The sequence below is a fragment of the Candidatus Protochlamydia sp. R18 genome (genome assembly GCF_000648255.1).
Taxonomy (GTDB): domain Bacteria; phylum Chlamydiota; class Chlamydiia; order Chlamydiales; family Parachlamydiaceae; genus Protochlamydia; species Protochlamydia amoebophila.
The window spans coordinates 16,792-41,033 of sequence record NZ_BASL01000670.1 but is presented as its reverse complement, the minus strand read 5'-3'; the positions used below and the strand labels follow the sequence as shown (position 1 = coordinate 41,033).

The 24,242-nt window shown below is 35.2% G+C and carries 17 protein-coding genes, 2 tRNA genes and 1 pseudogene; 17 read left to right on the top strand and 3 right to left on the bottom strand.

Going from position 1 to position 24,242, the window contains the following annotated elements:
* Positions 1 to 181: 181 nt before the first annotated feature.
* On the bottom strand, positions 182 to 337 hold the full coding sequence (locus TY19_RS14085; RefSeq protein WP_320408604.1) for a hypothetical protein: 156 nt from the start codon (positions 335 to 337) through the stop codon (positions 182 to 184).
* Positions 338 to 369: 32 nt separating this feature from the next.
* Between TY19_RS14085 and TY19_RS14080 the strand changes: the two are divergent.
* Positions 370 to 480 (top strand): annotated as a pseudogene (locus TY19_RS14080) (IS982 family transposase); the annotation flags it as partial.
* 235 nt (positions 481 to 715) lie between these two features.
* Here TY19_RS14080 and TY19_RS04790 read toward each other — a convergent pair.
* Entirely contained in the window at positions 716 to 4,201 is a 3,486-nt protein-coding gene (locus TY19_RS04790) for a DEAD/DEAH box helicase (RefSeq protein WP_042280623.1), read from the bottom strand.
* Between the two features lie 359 nt (positions 4,202 to 4,560).
* Between TY19_RS04790 and TY19_RS04785 the strand changes: the two genes are divergently transcribed.
* From TY19_RS04785 to TY19_RS04760, 6 genes are all read left to right on the top strand, one after another.
* Positions 4,561 to 4,632, top strand: a tRNA-Gly gene (locus tag TY19_RS04785).
* Between the two features lie 88 nt (positions 4,633 to 4,720).
* Positions 4,721 to 4,792, top strand: a tRNA-Gly gene (locus tag TY19_RS04780).
* Positions 4,793 to 4,822: 30 nt separating this feature from the next.
* On the top strand, positions 4,823 to 6,130 hold the full coding sequence (gene tig, locus TY19_RS04775) for a trigger factor (protein WP_042280622.1): 1,308 nt from the start codon (positions 4,823 to 4,825) through the stop codon (positions 6,128 to 6,130).
* Positions 6,131 to 6,597: 467 nt separating this feature from the next.
* A complete protein-coding gene (locus TY19_RS04770; RefSeq protein WP_039360024.1) occupies positions 6,598 to 7,191 on the top strand; it encodes an ATP-dependent Clp protease proteolytic subunit in 594 nt (197 codons plus the stop codon).
* A 237-nt stretch (positions 7,192 to 7,428) separates the two neighbouring features.
* A complete protein-coding gene (clpX, locus tag TY19_RS04765) occupies positions 7,429 to 8,670 on the top strand; it encodes an ATP-dependent Clp protease ATP-binding subunit ClpX (RefSeq protein WP_042280620.1) in 1,242 nt (413 codons plus the stop codon).
* A 50-nt stretch (positions 8,671 to 8,720) separates the two neighbouring features.
* A complete protein-coding gene (locus TY19_RS04760) occupies positions 8,721 to 9,614 on the top strand; it encodes a GNAT family N-acetyltransferase (RefSeq protein WP_042280618.1) in 894 nt (297 codons plus the stop codon).
* A gap of 4 nt (positions 9,615 to 9,618) precedes the next feature.
* Here TY19_RS04760 and TY19_RS04755 read toward each other — a convergent pair whose 3' ends face one another.
* On the bottom strand, positions 9,619 to 10,542 hold the full coding sequence (locus tag TY19_RS04755; protein ID WP_042280617.1) for a GNAT family N-acetyltransferase: 924 nt from the start codon (positions 10,540 to 10,542) through the stop codon (positions 9,619 to 9,621).
* A 193-nt stretch (positions 10,543 to 10,735) separates the two neighbouring features.
* On the opposite strand from TY19_RS04755, the gene TY19_RS04750 reads away from it, so the two are divergent.
* From TY19_RS04750 to TY19_RS04705, 10 genes are all read left to right on the top strand, one after another.
* Complete coding sequence (locus tag TY19_RS04750; RefSeq protein WP_042280616.1) at positions 10,736 to 13,339, top strand: hypothetical protein; 2,604 nt, start codon at positions 10,736 to 10,738, stop codon at positions 13,337 to 13,339.
* A gap of 80 nt (positions 13,340 to 13,419) precedes the next feature.
* Positions 13,420 to 14,658 carry a hypothetical protein gene (locus tag TY19_RS04745; RefSeq protein WP_042280614.1) on the top strand — a complete coding sequence of 413 codons (1,239 nt, stop codon included), beginning with the start codon at positions 13,420 to 13,422 and terminating at the stop codon, positions 14,656 to 14,658.
* Positions 14,659 to 14,757: 99 nt separating this feature from the next.
* Positions 14,758 to 16,200 carry a hypothetical protein gene (locus TY19_RS04740; RefSeq protein ID WP_042280613.1) on the top strand — a complete coding sequence of 481 codons (1,443 nt, stop codon included), beginning with the start codon at positions 14,758 to 14,760 and terminating at the stop codon, positions 16,198 to 16,200.
* Between the two features lie 95 nt (positions 16,201 to 16,295).
* Entirely contained in the window at positions 16,296 to 17,597 is a 1,302-nt protein-coding gene (locus TY19_RS04735; protein ID WP_042280611.1) for a hypothetical protein, read from the top strand.
* A gap of 130 nt (positions 17,598 to 17,727) precedes the next feature.
* Positions 17,728 to 18,300 carry a SycD/LcrH family type III secretion system chaperone gene (locus TY19_RS04730; protein ID WP_039359917.1) on the top strand — a complete coding sequence of 191 codons (573 nt, stop codon included), beginning with the start codon at positions 17,728 to 17,730 and terminating at the stop codon, positions 18,298 to 18,300.
* 118 nt (positions 18,301 to 18,418) lie between these two features.
* Positions 18,419 to 20,668: a type III secretion system translocon subunit SctE gene (gene sctE / locus TY19_RS04725; protein WP_042280609.1), complete on the top strand. Its 2,250-nt coding sequence runs from the start codon at positions 18,419 to 18,421 to the stop codon at positions 20,666 to 20,668.
* 11 nt (positions 20,669 to 20,679) lie between these two features.
* Complete coding sequence (locus tag TY19_RS04720; protein WP_042280607.1) at positions 20,680 to 21,273, top strand: SycD/LcrH family type III secretion system chaperone; 594 nt, start codon at positions 20,680 to 20,682, stop codon at positions 21,271 to 21,273.
* A gap of 2 nt (positions 21,274 to 21,275) precedes the next feature.
* On the top strand, positions 21,276 to 21,950 hold the full coding sequence (locus TY19_RS04715; protein ID WP_042280606.1) for a hypothetical protein: 675 nt from the start codon (positions 21,276 to 21,278) through the stop codon (positions 21,948 to 21,950).
* A 21-nt stretch (positions 21,951 to 21,971) separates the two neighbouring features.
* Complete coding sequence (locus TY19_RS04710) at positions 21,972 to 22,931, top strand: hypothetical protein (protein ID WP_042280605.1); 960 nt, start codon at positions 21,972 to 21,974, stop codon at positions 22,929 to 22,931.
* 31 nt (positions 22,932 to 22,962) lie between these two features.
* Positions 22,963 to 24,045, top strand: coding sequence for a hypothetical protein (locus TY19_RS04705; protein ID WP_042280603.1), 1,083 nt, complete (start codon positions 22,963 to 22,965; stop codon positions 24,043 to 24,045).
* The last annotated feature ends 197 nt before the right edge of the window (positions 24,046 to 24,242 follow it).

Genomic DNA, 24,242 nt, shown 5'->3' with positions numbered 1-24,242 from the left:
TTTAGCCCTTTCCTTCTTATAATAAAGTGGGATTGTATCAAACAGCTACTCTTCTTTTTAAAAATGAATGCTTCTCAGATTTTTCCAAAAATGACGCAAAAAATAAAAAGTTAACTTGCAATTTTCATATTCAAAGTAATTCGTAAAGCATCTATGATTTTTTCCTAACCCATTTAAAATCTCAACTGAAGGTTTTAATAATTTTTAAATTGAGTGAATCTGCTAAAATTTTAAAATGGGCTAATCCTGCATCGGTGAGTTCTCGCAACTGTTTAAATTTAGACGCTGCAAAGCCGTCAAGAGTTTCAAATGGATCAATCCTGCATCGGTAAGTCATCCGCAATGGCTTAAATCTAGATGCTGCAAACCGGAAATTTTTTAATTAATCTATTAGCTGGGATTGTTGCTTATACTCACCAACCTAAAAAGCCATCTATAAATTTATCAGAGCAGCATCACTTGTTGTTAATGGCTGCCTAAAAACCCAAAATTCAGGTTATTAAACTTTAATGGAAAAAAAATGTTTTAAATCATGTGGAGGTCTTTCGTCATTTAAATTTTATTCTTCTTATTCATTATCAAAGGCAGAAACCCAAAATTCAGTTTAACTAATTTGTTTAATTTATCATCGTATATTGGAAATACGCAGATCTTATTGATAATCAAAAAGATCTGCTAAGAAGAATGAAGAAGAATAAATTTAAAAAATTGATGATTAAGTTTGAAGGAGTTCTAAGACTTCTTCCCAAGTCAATTTAGCCATCATGTCCTCATCCCGGCTAACCACTTCTTTAACTAATCCTTTTTTGCGATTATGAAGTTCTAAAATCTTTTCCTCAATTGTATTTAAAGTGATCAATTTATAAGAAGAGACGGAATTTTTTTGTCCTAGACGATGAACACGGTCTGTTGCTTGATTTTCGACAGCTGGATTCCACCACATGTCATAATGGATGACAGTATCGGCTCCGACTAAGTTAAGTCCAGATCCTCCGGCTTTTAAAGAAACTAAGAAGATAGGAATATTCGGATCTTCATTAAATTTTTTGACGATACTCAATCGGTTTTTACTTGAACCATCCAGATACTCAAATCGAATGCCTTGCTTTTCTAAATCCTCACGCATAATGTTCAACATTCGAGTATATTGACTGAAAATAACTGTTTTATGCTTACTCTCCATCAAAGTTTGCAACAATTCAAGAAGCATTTCATATTTAGAAGAATCCCCATTCTCTGGCCGATCTTTGGCAAAAATGGCTGGATGACAACAAATTTGTTTTAATCTTGTTAACGTCGCTAAAACATGAATTTGAACGCGCTCAAATCCTTCTTTTTTCACGAGTTGGGACAATTCCTCACGAGCAGAAGCCGCGTAAGAACGATAAAGTTCTTGTTGAATATTAGACAAATGACAGTGATAGACAATTTCCGAAACCGGTGGTAAATCATCTAGTACATCTTTTTTCATTCTTCTTAAAATAAATGGAGCCACCTTACGACGTAAATTATCCAGATTTTTACCCCCTTGCGATATTGTCGATTGTCGAATGTATTTTTCCACAAAACGATCGTAAGAACTGAGCAGTCCTGGCATGAGAAAATCAAAAAGGCTCCATAATTCTTCTAAAGAGTTTTCTATAGGGGTACCCGTTAAAATCAAGCGATGAGCTGCTTGAATCATTTTGACTGATTGGGCATTTCGAGTGCCGCGATTCTTAATGTGTTGAGCTTCATCTAAGATGATATAGCCAAATGGAACTGTTTTATAAAATTCAATGTCTTTTTGAAGAAGGGTATAAGAAGTGATAATGACATCATAATAATCGAGATCATTTAAAAGTTTTTTCCTTTGGCTCGGATTTCCATCAACTGGCAAAACTTTTAGCTTAGGATTAAATTTAGTAATCTCTTCCTGCCAATTATAAACTAAGGAAGTTGGGCATACAACAATCGAAGGCTGCTTCGGATGATCCATTTTATATTGCGTTAATGTAATAATGGCTTGGAGGGTTTTACCAAGTCCCATGTCATCAGCTAAAATCCCATTCAAATGCATGCCTCTTAATCGATTCAACCAGTGAATTCCATCAATTTGGTAGTTACGAAGAGATGCTTTAATCGTTTTTGGTATCTCTCTTGAAGGGCAAGGAAGATTTCCTAACATTTGTTGTTGAATTTCTTTTAGTTTATCAGACATGGAAAAATGAATTGGCAAATTAGCAAATTGTTCGATATCTAAACTAGCTAAACTCCAAAGGGGTCGTAATTCTTTATGTTGATCTAAACGATTAATTCCCATTTCGTCGAAAATTTGAATAACAGGAGCAAGCTTTTCTAAATCTAAAATGAGAATTTTGTACGTTCCTTTTTCTTCAGTTTTAGATTTACGTTTACTCCCTTTTTTGACTGACAATTCAATAAAAGCTCGTTTAGATGACAAACAATCCCAAAGCAAATCAACCGTCACATTATTCAAATAACCATCAACTTTGACCTCGACTTCATACATGTCAATTCGATTCGATTCTTTTAAATTCAAATGAAATACGGAATTGTCATAGATGAATTGATCCAAGAGATTTTCAGGGCAGTTAAATTTCACTTGATCTTGGTGAGCGGGAATCACCTCTGTCATAAATTCGACAATTTTCTTATCATTTTTAGCACTATAAAGGCCCTGAGATGGATCATAAACGAAATCTTGAAATAGAAGATCAATAATTTTTTGTTCTTCTGTCAGATTGCGTGCTAAAATCCCTTCAGGAGTCACAAAAGTGGAAATATGAGATACTTTTAATTGAGAAGAAGCTGCTGGAACCTTGACACCTCCATAGACAAAATTTAAAGAAGCTTCTAATTCTCCGTCTAAATATTGAATATCGCATTCTGCTGCTACTTTTTCGACAAAAGGAAGTGTCACAAACCGCTCGATCATTTCTTTATTAGCAATCTCTGCAAAACGAGAAAGCTCTGTCATAGAATTTTCCACAAAAGTACCAAATAATGGTTCCGGAATCGTCATATCTCGGATAGAAGGTAAGTTACGTAAATGTTTTCTTTTTATCAAAGGTTGAAAACGATAATAGGTATTCCCGTGAATCATACCTGGTTTTGCACATTCAAATAATATCGCTTCATCACAATCGATAACCGCTTCATTTTGTAGGACAATTTTTGGTTTCAATAACACTTTTGGTGCATTAACTTCTAAATAGTTTAATTCAAATCTTAGAAGTGCTGGACTAATTGCTAATCGAAGAGGTTCTTCTAAAGTACCGCGATACATGCAAGGCATCGGATAAAGCTCTGTTTCTAAATCATTCAAAGAGCCTGCTAAAGCAAACTTCGATTCAGCAATCCCATAAGAAACAGCTAGTAGAGTTCCAAAAGCTTCCGTATCAATAAATGCCGATCGTTGTTGCTTATCTCCTTTATCAATAAATCTGGCAAAATCAATAATCAGCTTGAGAACTTCTGAACTGGCTTCATCAAAAGAGCTAAGTGAAAAAAAGTATCTTTTATTACCAATGTATAGAGCTTCATTATAACGAATAGCATCGATAAAAAGTTTAATTTGAGAGATATTTAAAGCTTTTGAGCGAAAAGGGAGACGTAGCGCTAATTGAATTTCAACTTGTTCAGTCATTTTCTGAGGGTTTAAAAAGATCACAGCTAATTCCGCCTTATCTTGGATAATCTCTTCTTCAGGGAGAAAAAATGAAGATTGCCCTAAAACCTGAGAAGCATTGATATATTCTGCTAAAAGTTCTTTTTGGAATTTCTTACCTTGTCTCGCATGCTCTTTAGTTTCTGCTTCTTTAAATGTTTCTCTCAAGTTTTCTTTTTCCTGGTCATCAACACTGACATCTTTTTCTAAATCTGTTTCTTTAGAATAAGCAACAAGAATTTCATTAAAATGAGCTTCTAAATAAAACAAAACAGCTGCTAAGTGTTGACAATCATATTTATAAGTGCAGTCACAATCGGAATCAATAATCACTGATTCATTTCTATCAATTTCAAGCTCTGATTCATACGAATTATCAAAACTCCCCATCACGCGACAGCTCAATCGCACTACATCGGGTTTCAAGTTTAAAATTTTAACAGAAACGACCATTCCTTTATCTTGAAGTGTTTTCCCTTCTTTAATAACGGAGGGTGAAAAATCGTGTTTTAGCTTTCGAAAATTTAACATATGTGATTATCTCAATTTGTAACTCATTTTAAACATAAGCAAGTGACAAAAACAAAATTTTTTGCTTCTTATTCCTCTTCGCATATTTAAGTTGAGTTTGTAAATTAGTACTAAAAAAGCATTTTCTTGATGGAAGCTCGTTATTAGCGAAAAAGCATTAAATATGCGAACAAAAATTTATATTTTCCTTTTTCCTCTCTGTAATTTTCCAAGAATAATGAATTAAATTTGGCTTAATTGGTCTATTTTTTTAAAATTTTTAAAAAGACTTTTTACTTGCCGAAAAAAGCTTACCTTTTTATATTATGCGTTCCACATGAGACTTATGTTTAATTTAAACTGAATTTTATTAAGAATCTGCGGGTGTAGCTCAGTGGTAGAGCATCACGTTGCCAACGTGAGAGTCGTGAGTTCGAATCTCATCACCCGCTAAAAGTCAAGATCGCATCATACTTGTGATCTTTTTTGAAGCAAATTTAAGCTAGTCCAGCTAAATTTGTTCACATCTATTAATGACATGCGGGTGTAGCTCAGTGGTAGAGCATCACGTTGCCAACGTGAGAGTCGTGAGTTCGAATCTCATCACCCGCTTTTATAAGATCTATAGCAAAGAGGTTTTCCGTGTCAAATCAAGAGACTGAAGCTGGTTCAAAAACCATTAGTAATGATAATCTTAACGTTCAGATTACCCGAGGCACCCATTGTCAAGTCAAATTTGACATCACAGTAAAACCTGAAGCCGTTGTCGCTGCTTATCAAAAAGCTTTGAAAACGATCAATAAAGAAATCAATATTCCAGGATTTCGGAAGGGAAAAGCTCCTCAGCAATTAATCCTAGAAAAATATGGGTCTAATGTTCAAAAAGAATGTGTTGATATCGTCTTACAAACTGGATTCAATGATGCTTTACAACTCACTCATATCCACCCATTAAAAGACGGCCATATAAAACGCCCTATCGTGCACTATTGCACTCAAGAAAAAGGAGCCCATTTTGTTTTAGAGTTTGAAGCACGCCCCACTATCCCCTCTGTTCAACCACAAGAATTACATTTACACCACCAAGCTCCTGTACAGGTGACAGACGAAGAACAAAAGAACGCTCTTAATCAAGTTCTTTTACAATTTACGACCTATCAACCAATTGAAGATCGTCCTGTTCAAGAAGGAGATTTTATTAATGTTGATGTCACAATTTTAGAAGAAACACCTCGTCTCATTATCGACAATCAACGCACTCAAGTTAATCAATCTGGCTTACCTTCTTGGATACAAGAAAAAGTCATTGGATTAAATGCGGGAGCTAGCGCTGAAGGAATGACTCAGCCTAACGAACAATCCCCGGATCCAGATTTTAAATCTGTTCCTTTTCGTGTAACTGTAAAAACGATATGGCAAGGAAACATGCCTACGGTTGATGACGAACTAGCTAAAAAAGTAGGTTTACAAACCGTTGATGAATTATATCAAAAATTAAACGAACGTTTAGAACAAGAAGCCCAAGAAGAAATTTATAAACAACACATTCATCATTTAGAAGATCAGCTTATCGAAAAATATCCCTTCGATCTTCCCCTTTCTTATATCGAATCCAATAAACAGGCACGTTTAGATGACTACTTGAAGCAATTAGATCAAGAAAGCCAGCTTCCTCAAAATTACGAAGAAATTGAGAAAATGATCGAAAATAGCACGATACGAGGTCTTCAACTTTACTTCCTGCTCCGTCGTGTGGCGGCAGATAACAAACTTGAAGTTTCGGAAGAAGAAGTTTCTCAAGAATTATCAAAGCAAATTGCTCTTATTCCTAGCGGAAAAAGCCAAATTGATATTTATGGTGATAAATCGAAATTGCGTGAGCAGCTTTATAATTTAGCGTTAGATCGCAAAATTAAAAAATTCTTACTAGATCAAGCACAATGGGTTTAATTATTAATTAAATTTTAGATACTGATTTAGACAGGAAAATTTAAACAAAAAACTGGAAAAATCTAAATAGGAATCATTTGAAAAATGCAAATTGACTAAATCTAATCAATCAAATTTTTCAAATGATTTAAAATTAAGAGAATTTTTTACCTTGATAAAAACGGACAAGTAAACTGGAAAGGAAATTCAGAAAAAACTGCATAAACTTTAATTTGCTTAGACATCGCCTGTTTTTTTAAAGAAAATCACCAATTCTATTTTTTTTAAAGCTAATGATTTTTAATAGGTGCTATTTTTCAGATAAATTCACCATCAACTTGATAAATTCACCCAAATCTTTTATTGTTTGGCAATCATATACATCGTAGATGATTGAACAGTTGTTAAAAACACATTCAATACTTATCTGAAGCTAATGATTTTAATTGAGGATTCATATGTCACACTCTTCTCATCCAAGACCTGAAATGTCTTTAACTCCTTACGTTATTGAAGATACAGGCCGTGGCGAACGTTCCATGGATATTTACTCTCGTTTACTTAAAGACCGCATTATTTTTATTGGAACTGAAATCACGGACCAAGTGGCAAACGTTGTTGTAGCTCAGCTACTTTTTTTGAAAATGGAAGATCCTAAGAAAGATGTTCATATTTATATTAACTCTTTAGGTGGATATATCACTTCAGGCCTTGCGATCTACGATACTATGCAATACCTTGGATGTGATATCAATACCTATTGTATTGGGCAAGCAGCCTCGATGGGAGCCTTACTTTTGACCGCCGGAACAAAAGGTAAGCGATTTGCTTTACCAAACAGCCGTATCATGATTCACCAACCTTATGGTGGTGTCGGTGGAACTTCTGCCGATGTTGCATTGCAAGCTAAAGAAATTCTCGAATTGAAGAAAAGATTGAATCATATCATGGCTGATAGCACAAGACAGCCTTTAGAAAAAATTGCTGCGGATTCAGAGAGAGATTTTTACATGAGTGCTGTGGAAGCTAAAGATTATGGCCTAATTGATGAAGTTGTCGTCCCCAAAAAAAAGACAACATGATAGAATTTATCTAGGGTGTATAAACTGAAAACAAAATTTGATCTTCTTTCTCAAAAGCAAGTTTTAGAAATCCTCAAACTTGCTTTAAATAAAAACTCTACGGCTGTCTTTGAGATCGACTGCTCTCTACATAAATTTAAATGCACCGCTCCAAATGAAGCTCTTTCTTTTATATGAATACATTAAACGATAAATACAAAGAGTTTAATTTTTAACCTTTAGATAAAGTAATCACCCATGAGTAAAAAGTCTTTAACAAAAGAACTTGCTAGCTGCTCTTTCTGTGGCAGAACTGAAGAGGCCGTTGAAAAACTCATTTCAGGACCTAATGTATATATTTGTGATAAATGTGTACGATTATGCACAGGAATTTTAGATAAAAAAGCTCCTTCCACTTATGAATTTAAAATTCTCAAGCCTAAAGAAATCAAAGAGAAGCTCGACGAGTACATTATCGGTCAAGAAAGCGCAAAAAAAACTATTTCAGTAGGTGTCTACAACCACTACAAAAGAATCCGGTCTAAAAATAAAGAAGCAGATGGAATTGAATTTAGCAAATCTAATGTTTTACTTTTTGGCCCAACAGGTTCAGGTAAAACTTTGATCGCAAAGACTTTAGCTTCTATTTTAGATGTTCCTTTTACGATTGCAGATGCCACGACATTAACAGAAGCAGGCTATGTCGGTGAAGATGTAGAAAACATTATCTTACGCCTCTTGCAAGCAGCCGATTACGATGTAGCCAAGGCTGAACAAGGAATCATTTATATTGATGAAATTGATAAAATCAATCGAACAACCGCAAATGTATCAATTACTCGAGATGTGTCTGGAGAAGGTGTTCAGCAAGCATTACTCAAAATTGTTGAAGGAACAATTGCTAATGTCCCTCCTAAAGGAGGTCGTAAGCACCCAAATCAAGAGTATATTAAAGTGAATACAGAAAATATTCTCTTTATTGTAGGTGGTGCTTTTGTTAATTTAGAAAAAATTATTGCAAAAAGGTTAGGACGAAATACAATTGGTTTTGATGGAAGCAATCGAGAAGTGGTTGACCCAACTCAAAAAAGTTTACTACTTTCCAAAGTCGAACCTGAAGACCTTATTCAATTTGGAATGATCCCTGAGTTCGTCGGCCGATTTAATAGCATCGCGAATTGTAATGAGTTGCAATTGCCTGATTTAATTAATATTTTAACAGAGCCAAAAAATGCTTTTATTAAGCAATTTATAGCTATGTTTGAATCCGAAGGAGTGAAACTCCAATTCACTGAAGATGCACTAGCGGCTATTGCTCAACAAGCAATTGAAGCAGGGACAGGGGCTAGAGCTTTGCGCCTTATTTTAGAAAACTTGATGCGCGAATTAATGTATGAAATTCCTTCTGATGAAACAATCAGTGAAATTCTGATTGAAAAAGAAACAGTTACAGAGAAAAAACCTCCTATTATTAAACGACATGATCAAAAAATAGCTTAACCATTTTCCTGGCGCTGGATCTAGTCCAGCGTTCCTTAAAAAAAGTGATCATGATACACTCTTTTTCAATTAAAAAAATTCCTTTCTCTTCCATCCCTTCTTACCTGATTGCTCCTGCTACCCTTCCCTTTTTCAACCAATTTTCGGCACAGGAGGGATACCTTGTCGCCTGCGCCGCTTTTATAGAAAATGAAATGGTAGGATGCGCGGTAGCTCAAGTATTTTTTATCAATCAAACAGCACAACTATACTCTTTATTTGTCAAAGAAGAGTTTAGAAAACAGGGACTTGGGCTTGCTCTTTTTCAATTTCTAGAAAACGATCTCAAACAAGAAAATAAGATATATGCCTTTGGCTTTGAATACGAAAAGAATGATCTATTTACCCCCGCCATAGAAAAAATTCTGTCTTATCAACAGTGGCTTCCCCCCAAACTTTATCTGGTTCGTTGCCATTTTGATGCTTATACTTTCGATCCAACTTGGATTCATTTACCCACTCGTTTGCCATCGACATTCAAACTTTTTAGTTGGCAGGAGCTCACTCTTAAAGAGAAAGAATATATTCAATATAAGGCAGAGCAAGGACAATTCTTACCTAGCCTTTCGCCTTTTAAAGAAGAGGAGCACGTTCATTTAGGAACTAGTGTAGGCCTACGCTATTTGGACACCATTATTGGATGGTGTATCACTCATTCTGATAATCTTAACACCATCCGGTATAATACTCTTTACATCGACCATGCATTTTTACATTCTGGGTATGGAATACAAATCCTTAATGAGTCTATCCGCAGACACAAACGTTTACCCATTCCACAAGCTATTTTTGAAGCAAATATTGAAGAAATCGATCGCTCATGGCTTCGTTTCATAAAAAAACGACTGATTCCTCTTTCTTATCGTGTCGAAAGACTCAAATGGGCTTTTAATAGCTACGTTTAAGTCTTTAAATCAAAATATTTTCATTATAGAATTTCACGACCCATTTTTTTTTACTAACTTTAATGGCATAAGGGAGGAGTCGTTTTTCTATAAAACGAGCCCACGTAGAATTGATTTGTTCAGGTCGCACTTCAAATAAAGCTAATGGAATAGGATCTTCTCCATGCATCAATTGGTCATGTAATTTGATAGACTCAATTAATAACTGAATTCCATAACCAAAACGTTGCAAGTTTTTTTGTACGTATAAAATGGAATAACGAAGAGTATTTTCTAAACGATGAGTTACACACCAACCGACAAGCTGGGATTTATAGCGCAAACCCACACTAGTCCGATATTCAATTTTTTCTTCTCCACGAAATGGCCAAAGTAAAGAAGGGATTTCATTGTTTTGCTTCATTTCTTGAAGAATGGAATGATCTTTGTCTGTTAAATCACTCCATTTAAAAAATTCTATGGTCTCTAAAGGGCGAAAGGGTAAATAAATCCAGGAAGGATCAAATTGATAACTGTCAAAATAGTAACGAATTAAGTAAGGTTGAGTCACATGCCAGTTTTTTTGTCTTGCCAAAATTTTCTCAATGATGAGAGATTCTGGAAATAGGTCTTCATATTCAAAACCGACTGCCACCATTTTTTTTTCTTTTACTAAGAGATCGATTAAGTGTTCGAATAGAGTTTGTCCAATCTTTTGTTTTCTAAAAGGTTCTTCGACGAATAAAGAAAAAATTTGAGCTGTTTGGTTTTTAAATAGTTGAGCAAAAATAAATCCAATTTTTTGTTCCTCAAAACATGCTTCAATACCTATATAATTGTTTTTTTGTTTTAAATGATTTCTTGCTGTGGAAATTGTTAAAAATTGATAGTTCAATAATTCAGAATAGTTTTGTTGAGGAAATATAATTATATTGTATTTGATATTCATAATTTTATTAAATATTAATATTTTTATTTATTTTTATACAACTAACTAAAATAAAATTAATTCTATGTTAAAATAAAAATAAGCGCATAGAATTATTATTTCTGACAATTAATTAATTTTATTACTCGTTCATAATAGACATTGTTTTTGATTGGCGAGGAAAATCTGAGACACATACACAAGGAGAATGGTCATGTCAGATATTAACAACATTGGTGGATCTACCCAAGGCCTGCAATCTTACTCTTCTTATACAGATAATCCCGTTTTTCAAAGCCTTCCATCCTCGGTTCAAGATAGCCTAATTCAATCTTTCACAAAAGAAGAATTAAATGAACGATTTGCAAATGCAACCGTTAGTATCCCTTCACTTCTAGCTCCTAATGATATTTCTGGTTCATTAGACAACTTTTTTAAAGTACTAAGTGAAGCAAAAGTACAGCTTAATCTTCAATTTCGTACTGCTGAATTTATTGACCAGTTAACAAGACGACAAGATAGCCGAGAAGCGGGTCTTCAAGCTTTAGGCCTCGTCGGTGAGTTTGCAAGGAGAGAAGTTGCTTTGCAGCAAACAAAAGAAGCCACTGAAGCAAAAATGGCAGAAATTCACAATCTTAATGAAGCGATAAAAAATCAAATTAATGATCAAAATAATGCCATTGATAATATTAACAATGGAAATAGCCAAGAAAAATCAAAATACCAAGAGTTGATTAATAATTATAACTCTTATATAGCTAAACTTGCTGCAAATGGCATTACGATCAATGGCAATGGAACCGTTACAATTCCTGATGGCAAGGTTAATACCTTTAACTCCCTCACACAGGCTTATTCTGGACAAGTAGCCGGATTCAATGCTTATATAGGATCCCGCAAAAATGAATTGAATAATTATAACAACACAGCCAATTCTTATAATCAAGCAGCAACGGCGAATAATGAATGGATCAATAATTTAGTAAAAGATCTTGGTCTACAAGACTATTTAGATAAACATCAACTAACAGTTCCTTTGCAGGCGGCAGCTGGTACTAGGAATACCGCAGAAATTTCTCAAGAAGCAGCCCCTGCCGCTGCTGGTGCCGCAGGAGTTGTGGCTATTCCTACTCCCTCTGCCTATGCTTATTCAGTTGCTAATGGAACCCGTTCCTTGGCTATTGGGAAAGTCCCTGACTATCAACAGCTTAACGAAAATGAAGTCAAACCAGTCATTGAAGATGGATATTATACGCAAATCGTTAAACCTGTGGACTCCGATATCATTTATAATTCCCAATATTGGGGTTTTTTACGAGTCTTGAGCATTTTTAATCCTAATCGAGATTATGTTCCGGATCCTTTGCTAAATTTTAAACCACTAGCCAAGAAAATCTCACCTAACACAATTGTGGAAGCTATGCAACCCATTCAAGGAAATAATGCACAAGGAGCAGGAGGGCTTACAGTTGAATCAGCTGGATTAGATAATCCTCACATCACAGCTATCTTAGGGCAAGCTGCCTTCGCACAAGCTCTTCGAAATGCAAACTTAAATTTAACAGAAGAGCAAATCCGAGAATATTCAAATAACCTTGTGCTTTTATCCTCGGATTTAATTGCTCAAAGTAGCATTGATGCACTCTTACCAAGTTTAGCACCTATTTTATCTCAGCTAGAAACAACTCCTCAAGATAGTCCTCTTTTTAGCCTTTCATTTTCCCTTTCTTTTGCTAACCGTATTAATGAATTGACTGGCCATGGATTGACAGAAGAATCCCTTAAAGAATTTTTAAGTGGCATCCCAGCTCTTCAAAATTTAAGTAAAGCAGATATTGCCACCCTAACAGCCAATTTAAATTTAGGTTTATTACTTACTTCTTCTAAATTATTAGAATCAAGTTTAGGATTACCAGGCATTTCTCAACAACTTATTCTTTCTCAACTTCCTCCTGAATTATCTTCAAGCATTATTAGTCAAGCTTCTATACAAAGTGATCAACTGAATGCCGATTTAAAAACCCAAATTAATGCTAATTTTATCCAACAAGGTTTTGCAAAAGATCAAGCGGCTTTTTTAGCGAATTTAGGACAAGAAATGGTTAAAAATGACATTTTAAGACCCTCACCAACTACTATTTCTGAGGATAATTTAAATACGCAATTATTAACGGATTCAATCAAAGCAAGTTTAATTTTGTCCGATTCTAAAATTTATGATTTGGCTAAAGCTGATGCAATTGCAAATGAAGTTATTTTAAGGACACTAAGTGATAGTGAAGGAACTATTATTTCTTCGACTCAATTTAAGGCCAATCTTGAATCGAATTTAAGAGATTTGAATATTCCTTCTAGTCAGATTGATGAAATTTTAAAAGATGTTATTTTAGTGTCTTCTCAAAATGTATTTACTCAAGAACATCTTAATTTGGCTCAGCTGATTGAGCAATCTGTCAGTTCGCTTGTTCCGCAAGGTGGAGGTCAACTAGCTAAACTTATTAGCGCAGAAATTGCAAATACCTTGTTTGGCCATTTTAATCCAGATACTAGAGATATCGCCAATTTAAAATCTCCTTTGTCTTTGATTAATTTAGTCAATGATCAATTGAATAAACTTGAAATCGATCAAAATAACGAATCTGCAAAAGCAGTCTCTGAAGCATTTAAGGCAACTTTGTTAACAACGACAGATTTTTATGCCTTTTCATTACAAGTAATGGATCCCGCTTATTCCTTAGTTTATTCCGTTGGAACTGGCTTAATGTATGCAGGGCAAGAACCGGAAAATTACAGAAAATCCATAGATATCATTGTTTAATAAATGGAGATGTAATAAATAAAATAATTTATTGACAATGCATAAAACAAAGCATAAATCATAATGTAAGGAGGGTGTGTATGGAAGTGGCCATTATAGGACTAGGTGCCGCCTCTGTCAGCCTCACAGAGTATTACAGCATCAATGTCTTACAAAAGTATACAGATTTGATCACCCCTCTAAAAACGATATTTTCAAAAGACTCTTCCGAATTAACGGCTGAAGATTATGATTTAATTTTAAAACAAGTCGCTAGCTTGAAACAGTTAGCAAAAGAAGGTGTCCAAGACACAAACGGAACTGATACTTATCAAAGTTTTATGAATCAGGCCATGGTCACACCATTAAATGATATTATGAAAACTCTATCGATAGTAGGAATTCCTCCAGATCCCAATGCTGCACCCTTAAGCGATTCAGCAAAAATAGCCACCCTCACGGGTTGGAAATCCTTACCTAATTTCCAAATTGATGTTCTAGGACCACTGAATGCAGCGTTATCGATACAATTAGAAGCTCATCAATATACTGTCAATATTGAAAATCCAGGAACAGGAATTATTTCGACCTTAACAGTATTAGCTTCGCCAGGACGCTCTCTGCAAAGTATGCTTGAATTAGAGTATATAGGCGCGGGCAATACTCAAATGGCTGGTAAAATGGCTGATTTGGAGCAAGCTTTAAGTTTGTCTCAAAAGATTTTAACGACTTTAACAGGAATTCAAAATATCTCTAACCAAATTCAAGTTTACAATAAAATTCCTTTCAAATTACCCAATACTGGCGATTTAGATGACTATAAAAAACAGTATAAACAACAAGCAAGTGCCTATTTTGCTCAAATTTTTCCTACCGCCGAACCTGTTGCCGACTCTGCTCAAAAACTTTTAAATCTCAAACAAACTTTATGGGATCAAATGGTAGCTCTTGAAGCTGCAAACCCTACTAGTGGACGCAATGTGGCAGGTTCACTTGCTAATGCGGTTTACAAAGTTGTTCAAGATATTAGCGCAGCTTTTGTCGGGGTTGATTTAACTGCTGCCAATGCCCAGGATCAACTGTTTGCTTCTGTAAAAAAATGGATCATGGATAACCAAGATGTCCGTATTGACGAAGCGGGAAGTAATAAAAATGCAGGTGCAATTCAAGATCGACTTGCCTCTGCAATGACAACCGCTCAAAATTTAGAAGAGAGCCAAAGAGAAGATGTTCGCCGCTATTTACTACTCTTCCAAGAATTTTATAAATCTGCCATGAGTATGATTCAACTACTAGGAACTATTTTTGACAAAATTAATAAAGGAATATTTAAAGAGTAATTATTTGTTTAATAAAATAATTAATAATATAATAAAATTATAGAAAATTTTAATTATTTACTTACATGTTAATAAGTAAGTAATTTAAGGAGTTTGAATATGAGCGCTAACTTTACAATTGATGGAATTGGTTCCGTTCCTTCGAATGTTGCAGAATATACGAGTGGATCTGTTGTCAAAGCATATCTTGAAAGTATCAATATAATTGCAGAAATTTTCAATAGACGCAGTAGCAATCCAAACAGTAGTGATGCTCCCTTAAGTGATACGGACTTTGATAATTTAATTACAGCTATGAATAAACTACGAGATTTGGCTAAGAATGGGGTAACTGATGGAAATCCTCCTCTGACATTCTATTTAACCGCAGAAATGGCCACCAATCTTGATTTAGTTTTTAAATCTTTAAAAGCAGCAGGTATCGTTCTTGATGTTACCTATCCTTCTGGCAAAACAACTCTGCTAGAAAGTTGGCAAAGCCTGGCTGGATTTGGCGTTCAGCAAATCATGAATGCAGCTACAAGTGTTTCCACAAGCTCCACTCGCACTTTGCAAAGTATGGTAGAGCTAGAATATGTCAAACAAGGTAATGATCTTTTGGCTGTAAAATTTCAGGCTTTAGAGCAAAGTTTGAAAACAACACAAGGAATTCTAGATACCTTAGCTCTCATTCAAGGAATTTCAAATCAAGTTACTATCACAAATAAAGGAGATTTTGCCTTTCCTCCTACAAATAACTGGCAAATTCCTTCCACAGCCGTTGCCCAAATTCAACAAGCTTTCAATCAGATTGCAAACGGGCAAGATTCGAGTGATTTGATTAACAGAATGAGAAATTTTCAAACCACTTATAACAATGACATAGCCACTGCCAAACAAAATGCTGCTGCGAATGGAACAACATTCAGCACTGAATTTAGTAAGCTAACTAATGCCTCTAAGATTATGAATGACGTTGTTCTTCATGAGTGGACAAAATCCGAAGGCAGTGGGAAAGATAGTTCCACAGAAAACATGAAAATTGAATATTACACGAAAATTTATAAAGTTGTTGCAAGTGCACAATTTACTCAAGTGTTTCCAGTTGCTACACCGACTAGTACAGCAGCAACAGAACTATTGGCAGCCAAACAAAAATTATATCAGCGCCTGGTGGACTTAGAAGCTATTTCTCCAGCTAACACACGCTCTGTCGAGGGCACATTAGCCAGTATGATCTTCAAAGTGGTACAAGACATTAGTTCCGCTTTTCTTGGGCTAGATGCATCCACAGCAACGCCAGAACAACTAAAAACTGCAGTTTCCAAATGGATTATAGATAATCAAGATCAAAAAATTAGCTCACAAGCTGGAAATAATGTAGGTTCGATCCAAGATCGAATTACGCAAGCAATTACAGCGGCACAATCTTTAAACGATACAGAAAAAGAAAACGTTAGAAACTATCAATTTGTTTTTCAACAATTCTATCAATCCGCAAGTACTGTTTTACAAAAAGTGACCCAAATTGTGGAAAAATTAGCGCAAGGGATATCTAGATAATTAACATATTTTTTGGATTATTAATAGTTTTTAGAAATTACAAATATGAAAATTGAAATAAAGCTATTCCCTTGAGGTCCTGAAGGAGGATGAATATGGCTGATAATATTACGTTTGACGATGGATATAATCAAACAAGTTTTTTAGATGGCCTGCAATACGTTCCTAATGCCGTTCTGGGTAATGATATCCCCATTACAGGCTTACCTGCTGGTTATTATGCAAATAATAATCTTACTGCGTTACCTACGAGCATTTTACCATATAAACTAGCGACAGAATTTCCAGGCCAAACTCCTCGTACTACGGCAGAAGATTTTGATGGCTTTTTAGCACAATATAGCCTTCCAAACACACCAGGAGCTGTTATTCCGACCAAAAAATTTACAACTTTATCCGGTCTAGCATCAGCTTGGTATGTGGATTTTATGCATGAAAGTAGTACAAAAGATGGATTATACAACAGTTTATTACAAGAATTTGCCTCTGCTTTAAACATTCAAATTGATAGCTCAGGAAACATTACAGGAGGCGATTGGCAAATTTTGACCGGTACTCCTACTGTCAGCCCTGCTGTCAATTTTAGTGCTTCCAGTGCAAATAACCCTTTTATTCGCGCTTTCAACAATTTTTTGAGCACTTATACTTATCCGCAATCGCCTTTATCAGGAGATCTAGCTTATTATAAAAATTTTCTAGATCAATGGCATTCCTATTTATCAAATATTAGTTTACTCAATACTCCCGATTCGAGCACTCCTGCCAACTTTCAAAATTTAATAAGCTATGAAGCGATTTACAAAGCTTATGCCAAAGATCCATCAGATGAAGCATTTAAACTACGTTTAAAACAATTTTACCAAGAAGAAATGAGTTCCAAAGGATATTTTATGCCCAGCCAAAGTTTGGCAGATTGGGTCACCGCCATTCGTAATGAAAACAATGTCAACATGAATTTAGAATTAATTGGTTCTTCTCTAGCAGGAAATAGTTCAGAAAAAGCTCTTGTGCTTAATAGAATTATATTGCTATTGATTTCACTTATAAAAACTTTACAGGATGTGGGGATTGCGCAAGCTAATCGACTAACGTATCTTACTAAATATCAAAACGTTTATACAGCTTTACAAACACAAATACCTGTCTTTTTAAAAGATGGTTCCAATCCATTAGGAGGTTCCTCAACAGAAGCTGGGCAAACTCGTAATGACCTAAACTCTTCTTTTAACGGTATTTTAACTGATAATTTAAGATCGTTAAGAGGAATTCAAGAGGATAATGCTAAAAAACTGCAATCCAAAGTTAATTCAACTAACGATGCAGTAAACCAACAGACAGATATGGTATCAACGTTTATCCAACAAATGCAAACCCTTTTAAACGCAATTTTACGTTAAGAAATAAAAAAATTAAGCATTCACTCAATAAACGCAAAATTCACTAGATTAATGATATGAAGCATTCAGAGTGTAAAAAAGAACTTTCTCATTAAATTAAAGACATAAGAATAAGAAATAGGAGGAGACCATGAAAGGTTCTCGTGGAGTAAAAAATCAGATGAAAAAAGATGCCTTAGATGCTTCGATGGTTGAAGATGAGAAGTTCAAAAAAGCTTATGGGGATGTCATGGGACGTATGTTCAATGAAGGAATGACACCCAAAGATGCCATGGGGGTAAACAGCAATATTTTAGAAAGTGTATATGCACAAGCTTATCGCCTATATAACACAGGAAAATATATTGAAGCCGTTCATTTGTTTCGTGTTTTAATTATGATGAACTATGCAGAATCGAAGTACGTGTTAGGGCTAGCCGCTTGTTTTCATATGATGAAAGAATATAAAAATGCCATACAGACTTATACGATGTGCAGTGCGATCGATCCTAATACACCTATCCCCTATTATCACTCTTCTGATTGCTTTATTCAAATGAAAGATTACTTATCAGCGATGCTTTGTCTACAATTGGCTATTGATAAATCTCAAAATAAGCCCGAATTTGCAAAAATTAAAGAACGTGCAATTTTAAGTTTAGAAAGTTTAAAACAACAAAATCTCCCATCTCAACCCATAAAAATGGAAGAAGACGAACTTTAAATAAACTGCTTAAAACATTAGACAGATGAATTATAGGTGAAATTTAAGTCATCACAATCATCATGAATTTATCTGGTTAGACAATCATAAATTTACTTAACCCTAAAAGAGGTTAACTATGGGAAATACTATTTCTGATGGCAATAACTATCAATCTGCTGATTATGCATTTCAATCCCCCCCTAATACAGGCACAGAAACAACAAATTCTGTTCAATTCAAATTTGTTCTCACTGACGATACAATTGCATCTGCAGATTTCTTTTCAACTATTCAATTTTTCGTACCAACGACTTACACTGCTGATGCTTCTGTTCCCACACTTGCTTCTCCCGAAACCGAAGAAATCGGTGAACAGCTTCCTTACGGAACAACAGAACAAGGAATGATTAAAAAGTTTTTTTCAGATCAAGTAATCTCTGCTTTAAAGGGGCAAGGGTTAACTCCTGAACAAGCTGAGACTGTTTACGAAGCAATTATGAGTGGAACAGCTCCTGCTGATCCAAACCTTGCAGAAATTGCAAAAAAAATTAGCAAAAATGTTACTGCAAAAACAATTACCGAAGGTAATTTACCTGCTTCTTGGACTTTAACCTCCACAGACGCTAAAGACTGGACCCCTTTACCCATTCTTCCTTATGGATCGGATCAGCAAGCTCAAATTAATGAATATTATGATCAAACTGTTCTAAATAAAGTGACAGCATATTTAGAAGAACATGCCCTAGAACTAGATCCTGATCAAGCCATAAATTTAATGAAAGCTATTCAGACAGGAGAAGTATCTTCTGATATTGCAGACATATACATTCAATTAACCGCTGAAGCAAGAGTAGAAACTCAACAAGCTTTTGGATTACCAAATAGTTGGTTTAAAGGCACAACCTCTGTAGATGATTGGAAACCTATTAATGTAGGTCTAATTACTCCTTCCAAAGTCGCTAATGCTCGTTTAGAAGGATTACTTGGAAATGCTGAAGCCATATTCACAGACATCTCCGCCGCCGCAAATGCACTTTTAGATGGTCCTCCTCCTATTCCTGTGGATGATCCAAGAAGAGTTGCTTTAACAGAATTTTTAAAGATTATCGGTGATGCTATCAAAGATTTAAAAGCAACTCTTCGGGAAATTCAAGTTCACGATGCCGAAAAATCAAAACAAAATGCAAAAGCCAAATTTGGTGAGTTAGCTGACAGACGCCTTCGAGCGCAAGAGCAAGCAGAAAAAATGGAAAAAATGATGAAGAAGCAAAAGGAAATGAAATCAATGGGCCTTGCGATGAAAATTATCGGGCCTATTATTGCTGCTTTATCAACGATTATAGGAACTCTTATTGCCATTGCTTCTTTAGGAACTGCAACAGCTGCATCAGTTGCTATTATCGCAGCTGGAGTTGCAGTGGGTATCGCAATGACAGCTTATTCAATCGCTGATTCTGTGGCTGGTGTCACTCAAAAAATTGTTACAGCGTTTAAAGATGCCTTGGATAAACTGATGCCTGATTCACCGGATTGGGCTAAAGCTCTTGTTAAAGCTTTAATTGTTGCAGTTGTTGTAGCCGTTTTAGCTGTCATTATCGTTCTTGCTATGGCTTCAGGTAGTGGAACTGGAGCAGCAACTAATGCGGCATCTCAAGCTGTTCAACAAACCATTCGTATGGCAGTGACTGAGGCGATTAAACAAATGGCTCTTCAAGCCATGGTCATGGCTATTATGAGCAGTAATGTTTTACCAGAGTTAGTCGGAGGCATTTTGAAAGCTTCTGGAGTAGATAAAAAAACTCAACAAATTGTTGAGATGGTTGTCATGGCTATCACCCTTGTCGCGTGTGTCATTGCCATGGCAAAAGTCGGGGGCGCAAAATCAGGCGGGACTGAGCAAAAAGCTGTTGATGCTGCAGAAGAAGCCACAAAAGAAGCCGCTAAAACTGTGACTCAACGGGCATCAGACGCTTTAAAAGATTTTAAATCGCAATTAGACAACGTAAAAGAATCCATAAAAAAGCTTCCAGAGACGATGCAACAAGAATTTAAATCAATGATGCAAGGTTTTAAAAATATTGATAAATGGGACGTTTTAAACGGTGTTGCACAAAGTGCTCCATTAGCTGTTCAAATGACTGGAGGATGCATAACTGGATCTATGCAACTTAAAGTCAGCCGTTTATTAAAAGAAGTGGGTGAAATAAAATCTGCAGAAGAGGAACTTGAAGGGTTAATTCAAGCTTTAGAAAAACTTTTAAAAAATATTCAGCAAGGTATGAATAACCGAGATGACTTTATTGCTCAGCTACAGCAAATGTATACAAGCATTTATGATGCTGCTGCAAAAACTCAAAATCAAATGTTCAATGCCCTTCAGGGATAAGGAGAAAAATTATGACAATTTCACAAGATCAAATTCGTGAAGCTATTGAAAAAGCTGACACCAATCTGTCTCCTAATATGCAGAAAAAAACAGAAGAAGCCATCGGAAAAATTTTAGGAGGGAATATCCCTCCTAAAGAAGCTTTAGGGTTCGATGAAAATGCGATGAACCAAATTTATCGTCATGGTTTCAATGAATTTCAAGCAGGACGCTATGATGAAGCATTAAAAATTTTTACATTTCTTAGACAAATAGATGTAGGGAATTTTGACTATTCCTTTGCTATTGCAGCTTGCCACCAATTTAAGCAAGAATACTCGGAAGCAGCAGCCAATTACATTATTTGCACTTACATCGATCGATTAAATCCTGTTCCCCACTTTCATCTTTACGATTGTTTTGTCAAATTAAACTTCCCTATGTCTGCTTTAAAAGCCATTAAAGAAACAATAGCTTTAGCCGAGTTAAATCCTAGAAATAGCGAATTAAAAGAAAGAGCTTTATTAGAGTACAAATCTTTCAAAAAAGACCTAAAAAAATATTTAAAAGAAAATTTTGACAAAGAGAATTTAGACAAGGATTTCGTTGATATAGAGGGAGATTAGTTATGAATAATCCTTCAATAGGATATGGATTTTCTAATAGTCCAACATCGCCCGATTATAATGATTTAAACGCGCTTGCGAAATCTCAAACCCTCACTAATTCAAAAATGAAACAAGGCGCTCCAACTAATCCAGGGGTAATTTTAACAGAAGATAGTTTAGAAGTACCTCTGGAAGTGGCTTTTGGTATCAATATTGATCGAGCAAACGCTGGAAGACCTTCTCTTTCTCCATTGTTTCGTTCTCGATTTGTCGACGAAAATAATCAAACGGAGAATTTAGCTTTAAACTATTACCAAAGTCGATTCGAAGGCTTACCCTTTGAGCTACAGGCCAGGCTAACTCTCGATAAGCAAAAGGAGTTTGAAGATCGCGATCCGGATCTATTAGCTTTAGACGCTAGTTTAAAATTTGATGCTCAGCTGCTTGCTTTTAGGGACTCTTTTTCAGTTTCTAAGACAGATGAATCCATACAGATAGCAACCCAGCAATATTTAGGGTTACCAAATGCTATTGGGCAAGAAATGATAAAAACTAGTAGTGCCATTACCAATTTTTTAGATGACCATTTAAGTCAGATGGGACCTAACGATCCTGATTATGACCGTTTATTAAACGTTTCAAATCTTATCAAGGAGACCACATACTTGCTCAAGCTTAAAGATATGTTTGATTAGATCAAGTTTGGAGTTATTAAGATGGCGCAGATGGATGTAAACCAGTACAAAGAAATATTAAAAAGATTAGGCAATCAATTATCTTTAAATGAAAAGATACTTGCAGATCATCCTTCAGCGGGAAATCGTTTAATAATTCTACAGACATTTTTACATCATCTTGAAAGTCAAACTGATTGGTCAAGAGAGAGGCCCTTATCACGATTTAGTCAAACGTTTGAATTAGCGTTAATTGGGAATAAAACAGGCAATTCTCAAGCAGGTTTTATAGGCCCTGCCTTAGAAAAATTAGAATATGGAATGAAATTTTTAATTGAAAAGGTTTTGAAACCTACTGATAAAAATCTTTGTCCTTTGCTATTGCATTTTTCTCAAGTCATGACTTGGGCAATGATTTTTGTTTCCTCTCAAACTTTAGGAAATTGGAAAGGACTATTTCCTTTAAATGATTTCACTACAGCTAAGAAGGGAGGTGAACTTTTAAGGGAACTGGGAATTACTTTTATCCTTGGAACCAAAGCAATTCCATCTTTCTATGCAGAACTTGGTGATCATTTAAATTTGGATGGCCAAGCTCAAAGGCATTTAGGTGATATTGGACTTTGTCATTTTCTCATCTTATTGGTCATCGTGAAGGATGTTGTGGAAATTCATGACGATTTTTTGTTTGTTATTCAAAGATTTATGAAGCCTAGTTTAAAAAATATGGAAACATTAATAAATCAAAATCCCCATCCAACTCCTGAAGAGCAAAAGGCACTAGTGGCTTTAAGCTTTTTAATAAACAGCATTGATTTGCAAGATACACAATCTTTCAAACAGGCTTTAAAAAGTAGTTTTGAAGATTTTGAAATTTCACATGAACAGTTAAAAACTGACATGCAGGTGTTAATCACATTCTGTAAACAATTGAATGAGAGTTTAGAAAATATTTTTTATCAATCAGTTTTAACGACGACAAGCATGACACAATCGGCATAAATAAGAGTTGTCGTTTATAAAGGAGATAATTATGGCAGAAATTGATAGTAATCTTAATAGAAGTTCATTTGTTATGGAAAATCTTGGTATCGACCCAAGCAATCTAACAACTCAAGATACTAATGTCCAAAAAGATAAGGGAACACTGGATACTACAGAAAGAAGCGATTTTAATATAAGTCAGAATTTACGCACAACAGGTGATCCTTCAGTTCCTGTGTTGACAATGACTTTTAATACGAGTGTGGATGGAAATTTAAAATCTAATCCATTTTTTAATCCCTCTTTTTTGGCTAATTTTCAATCCATCATGGATGAATTATTGAATCTCCAGCGCAACACCCATTATCTGGAAGCTCAAGTCGAGCTTAAACAACGCGCTTTAATTATTACCATTAGCACAACGCAATCCGAATTGACCAAAGCACTTTATGATTCAAGAGCCGAAGAAAAAATGATTGAAGCGATTACTTCATTCGTGCAAGCAGGAATTGCAGGTCTTTCACTAGCCCAAACATGGGCAAACACGGGAATTGCGAGAGGAAATGCGCAAAAAACAGTCGATAATAATATTAGTCATGAACGAAGCTTAATGCGATCCGCAGAGGACAAAAAAGCAGCACTTGCTACTGAAAAGGCCGGCATTGAAAATAGACCTTTAGTTGGAACAGATCCAAATAATATGACCCCTCGTCCCTATACTAATGCAGAAAAAACTCGATTAAAAGAAATTGAAAAAGAAAATACTGCATTAGACAAGAAAATTGCCAAACACCAAGAAAATATTCAAGAATTTGAAAAACCTGGTTACTTCAGACAAGTTCTTGAAAGTGAAAGACAAATCTTGAACACGCAAACTCAATTTAAAAATGAAATTTTGAAAAACATTGTGAATGGGATTAGTCAATCCCTGCAAGCCGGCCTTATTAGCGAACAAGGAGCTATCGATTCCTTAAAAACTATGAATGACGGCTATTTAGATGTGCTGCGAAAATATGCTGATTCAACAGCTAAATCAAGAGATGAAGCAAAAGCTGATTTTGACAAAACCTTAGATTTTGTGAATAAAATTGTAGATTCAGTATTTAAGGCTCACTCTCTAGGCCCTGCTTAAAAATTGCCCTGTATTTAAGCAAGTTAGTTAAGCTAATCTTTTTAAATACAGGGTTTTTCGCGCAAACCAAATTTGAGCTTAACAATATATTTATTTATTGCATAAGATGAGCAGATGTAGATAAGCCATTGTAAAATGGGACTTTGTCGATAAAAAGGCAAGCAAGGCTTATTGGGAGATCTTTTGCCTGTCCAATT

Excerpts from the sequence above, each read along its gene's own strand:
- TY19_RS04760 (WP_042280618.1), top strand. The coding sequence starts at position 8,721 with ATGATACACTCTTTTTCAATTAAAAAAATTCCTTTCTCTTCCATCCCT.
- TY19_RS04770 (WP_039360024.1), top strand. The coding sequence starts at position 6,598 with ATGTCTTTAACTCCTTACGTTATTGAAGATACAGGCCGTGGCGAACGT.
- TY19_RS04710 (WP_042280605.1), top strand. The coding sequence starts at position 21,972 with ATGGCGCAGATGGATGTAAACCAGTACAAAGAAATATTAAAAAGATTA.
- clpX (WP_042280620.1), top strand. The coding sequence starts at position 7,429 with ATGAGTAAAAAGTCTTTAACAAAAGAACTTGCTAGCTGCTCTTTCTGT.
- TY19_RS04750 (WP_042280616.1), top strand. The coding sequence starts at position 10,736 with ATGTCAGATATTAACAACATTGGTGGATCTACCCAAGGCCTGCAATCT.
- TY19_RS04740 (WP_042280613.1), top strand. The coding sequence starts at position 14,758 with ATGAGCGCTAACTTTACAATTGATGGAATTGGTTCCGTTCCTTCGAAT.
- sctE (WP_042280609.1), top strand. The coding sequence starts at position 18,419 with ATGGGAAATACTATTTCTGATGGCAATAACTATCAATCTGCTGATTAT.
- TY19_RS04715 (WP_042280606.1), top strand. The coding sequence starts at position 21,276 with ATGAATAATCCTTCAATAGGATATGGATTTTCTAATAGTCCAACATCG.
- TY19_RS04705 (WP_042280603.1), top strand. The coding sequence starts at position 22,963 with ATGGCAGAAATTGATAGTAATCTTAATAGAAGTTCATTTGTTATGGAA.
- TY19_RS04720 (WP_042280607.1), top strand. The coding sequence starts at position 20,680 with ATGACAATTTCACAAGATCAAATTCGTGAAGCTATTGAAAAAGCTGAC.
- TY19_RS04745 (WP_042280614.1), top strand. The coding sequence starts at position 13,420 with ATGGAAGTGGCCATTATAGGACTAGGTGCCGCCTCTGTCAGCCTCACA.
- TY19_RS04735 (WP_042280611.1), top strand. The coding sequence starts at position 16,296 with ATGGCTGATAATATTACGTTTGACGATGGATATAATCAAACAAGTTTT.
- TY19_RS04755 (WP_042280617.1), bottom strand. The coding sequence starts at position 10,542 with ATGAATATCAAATACAATATAATTATATTTCCTCAACAAAACTATTCT.
- TY19_RS04730 (WP_039359917.1), top strand. The coding sequence starts at position 17,728 with ATGAAAGGTTCTCGTGGAGTAAAAAATCAGATGAAAAAAGATGCCTTA.
- TY19_RS14085 (WP_320408604.1), bottom strand. The coding sequence starts at position 337 with ATGACTTACCGATGCAGGATTGATCCATTTGAAACTCTTGACGGCTTT.
- TY19_RS04790 (WP_042280623.1), bottom strand. The coding sequence starts at position 4,201 with ATGTTAAATTTTCGAAAGCTAAAACACGATTTTTCACCCTCCGTTATT.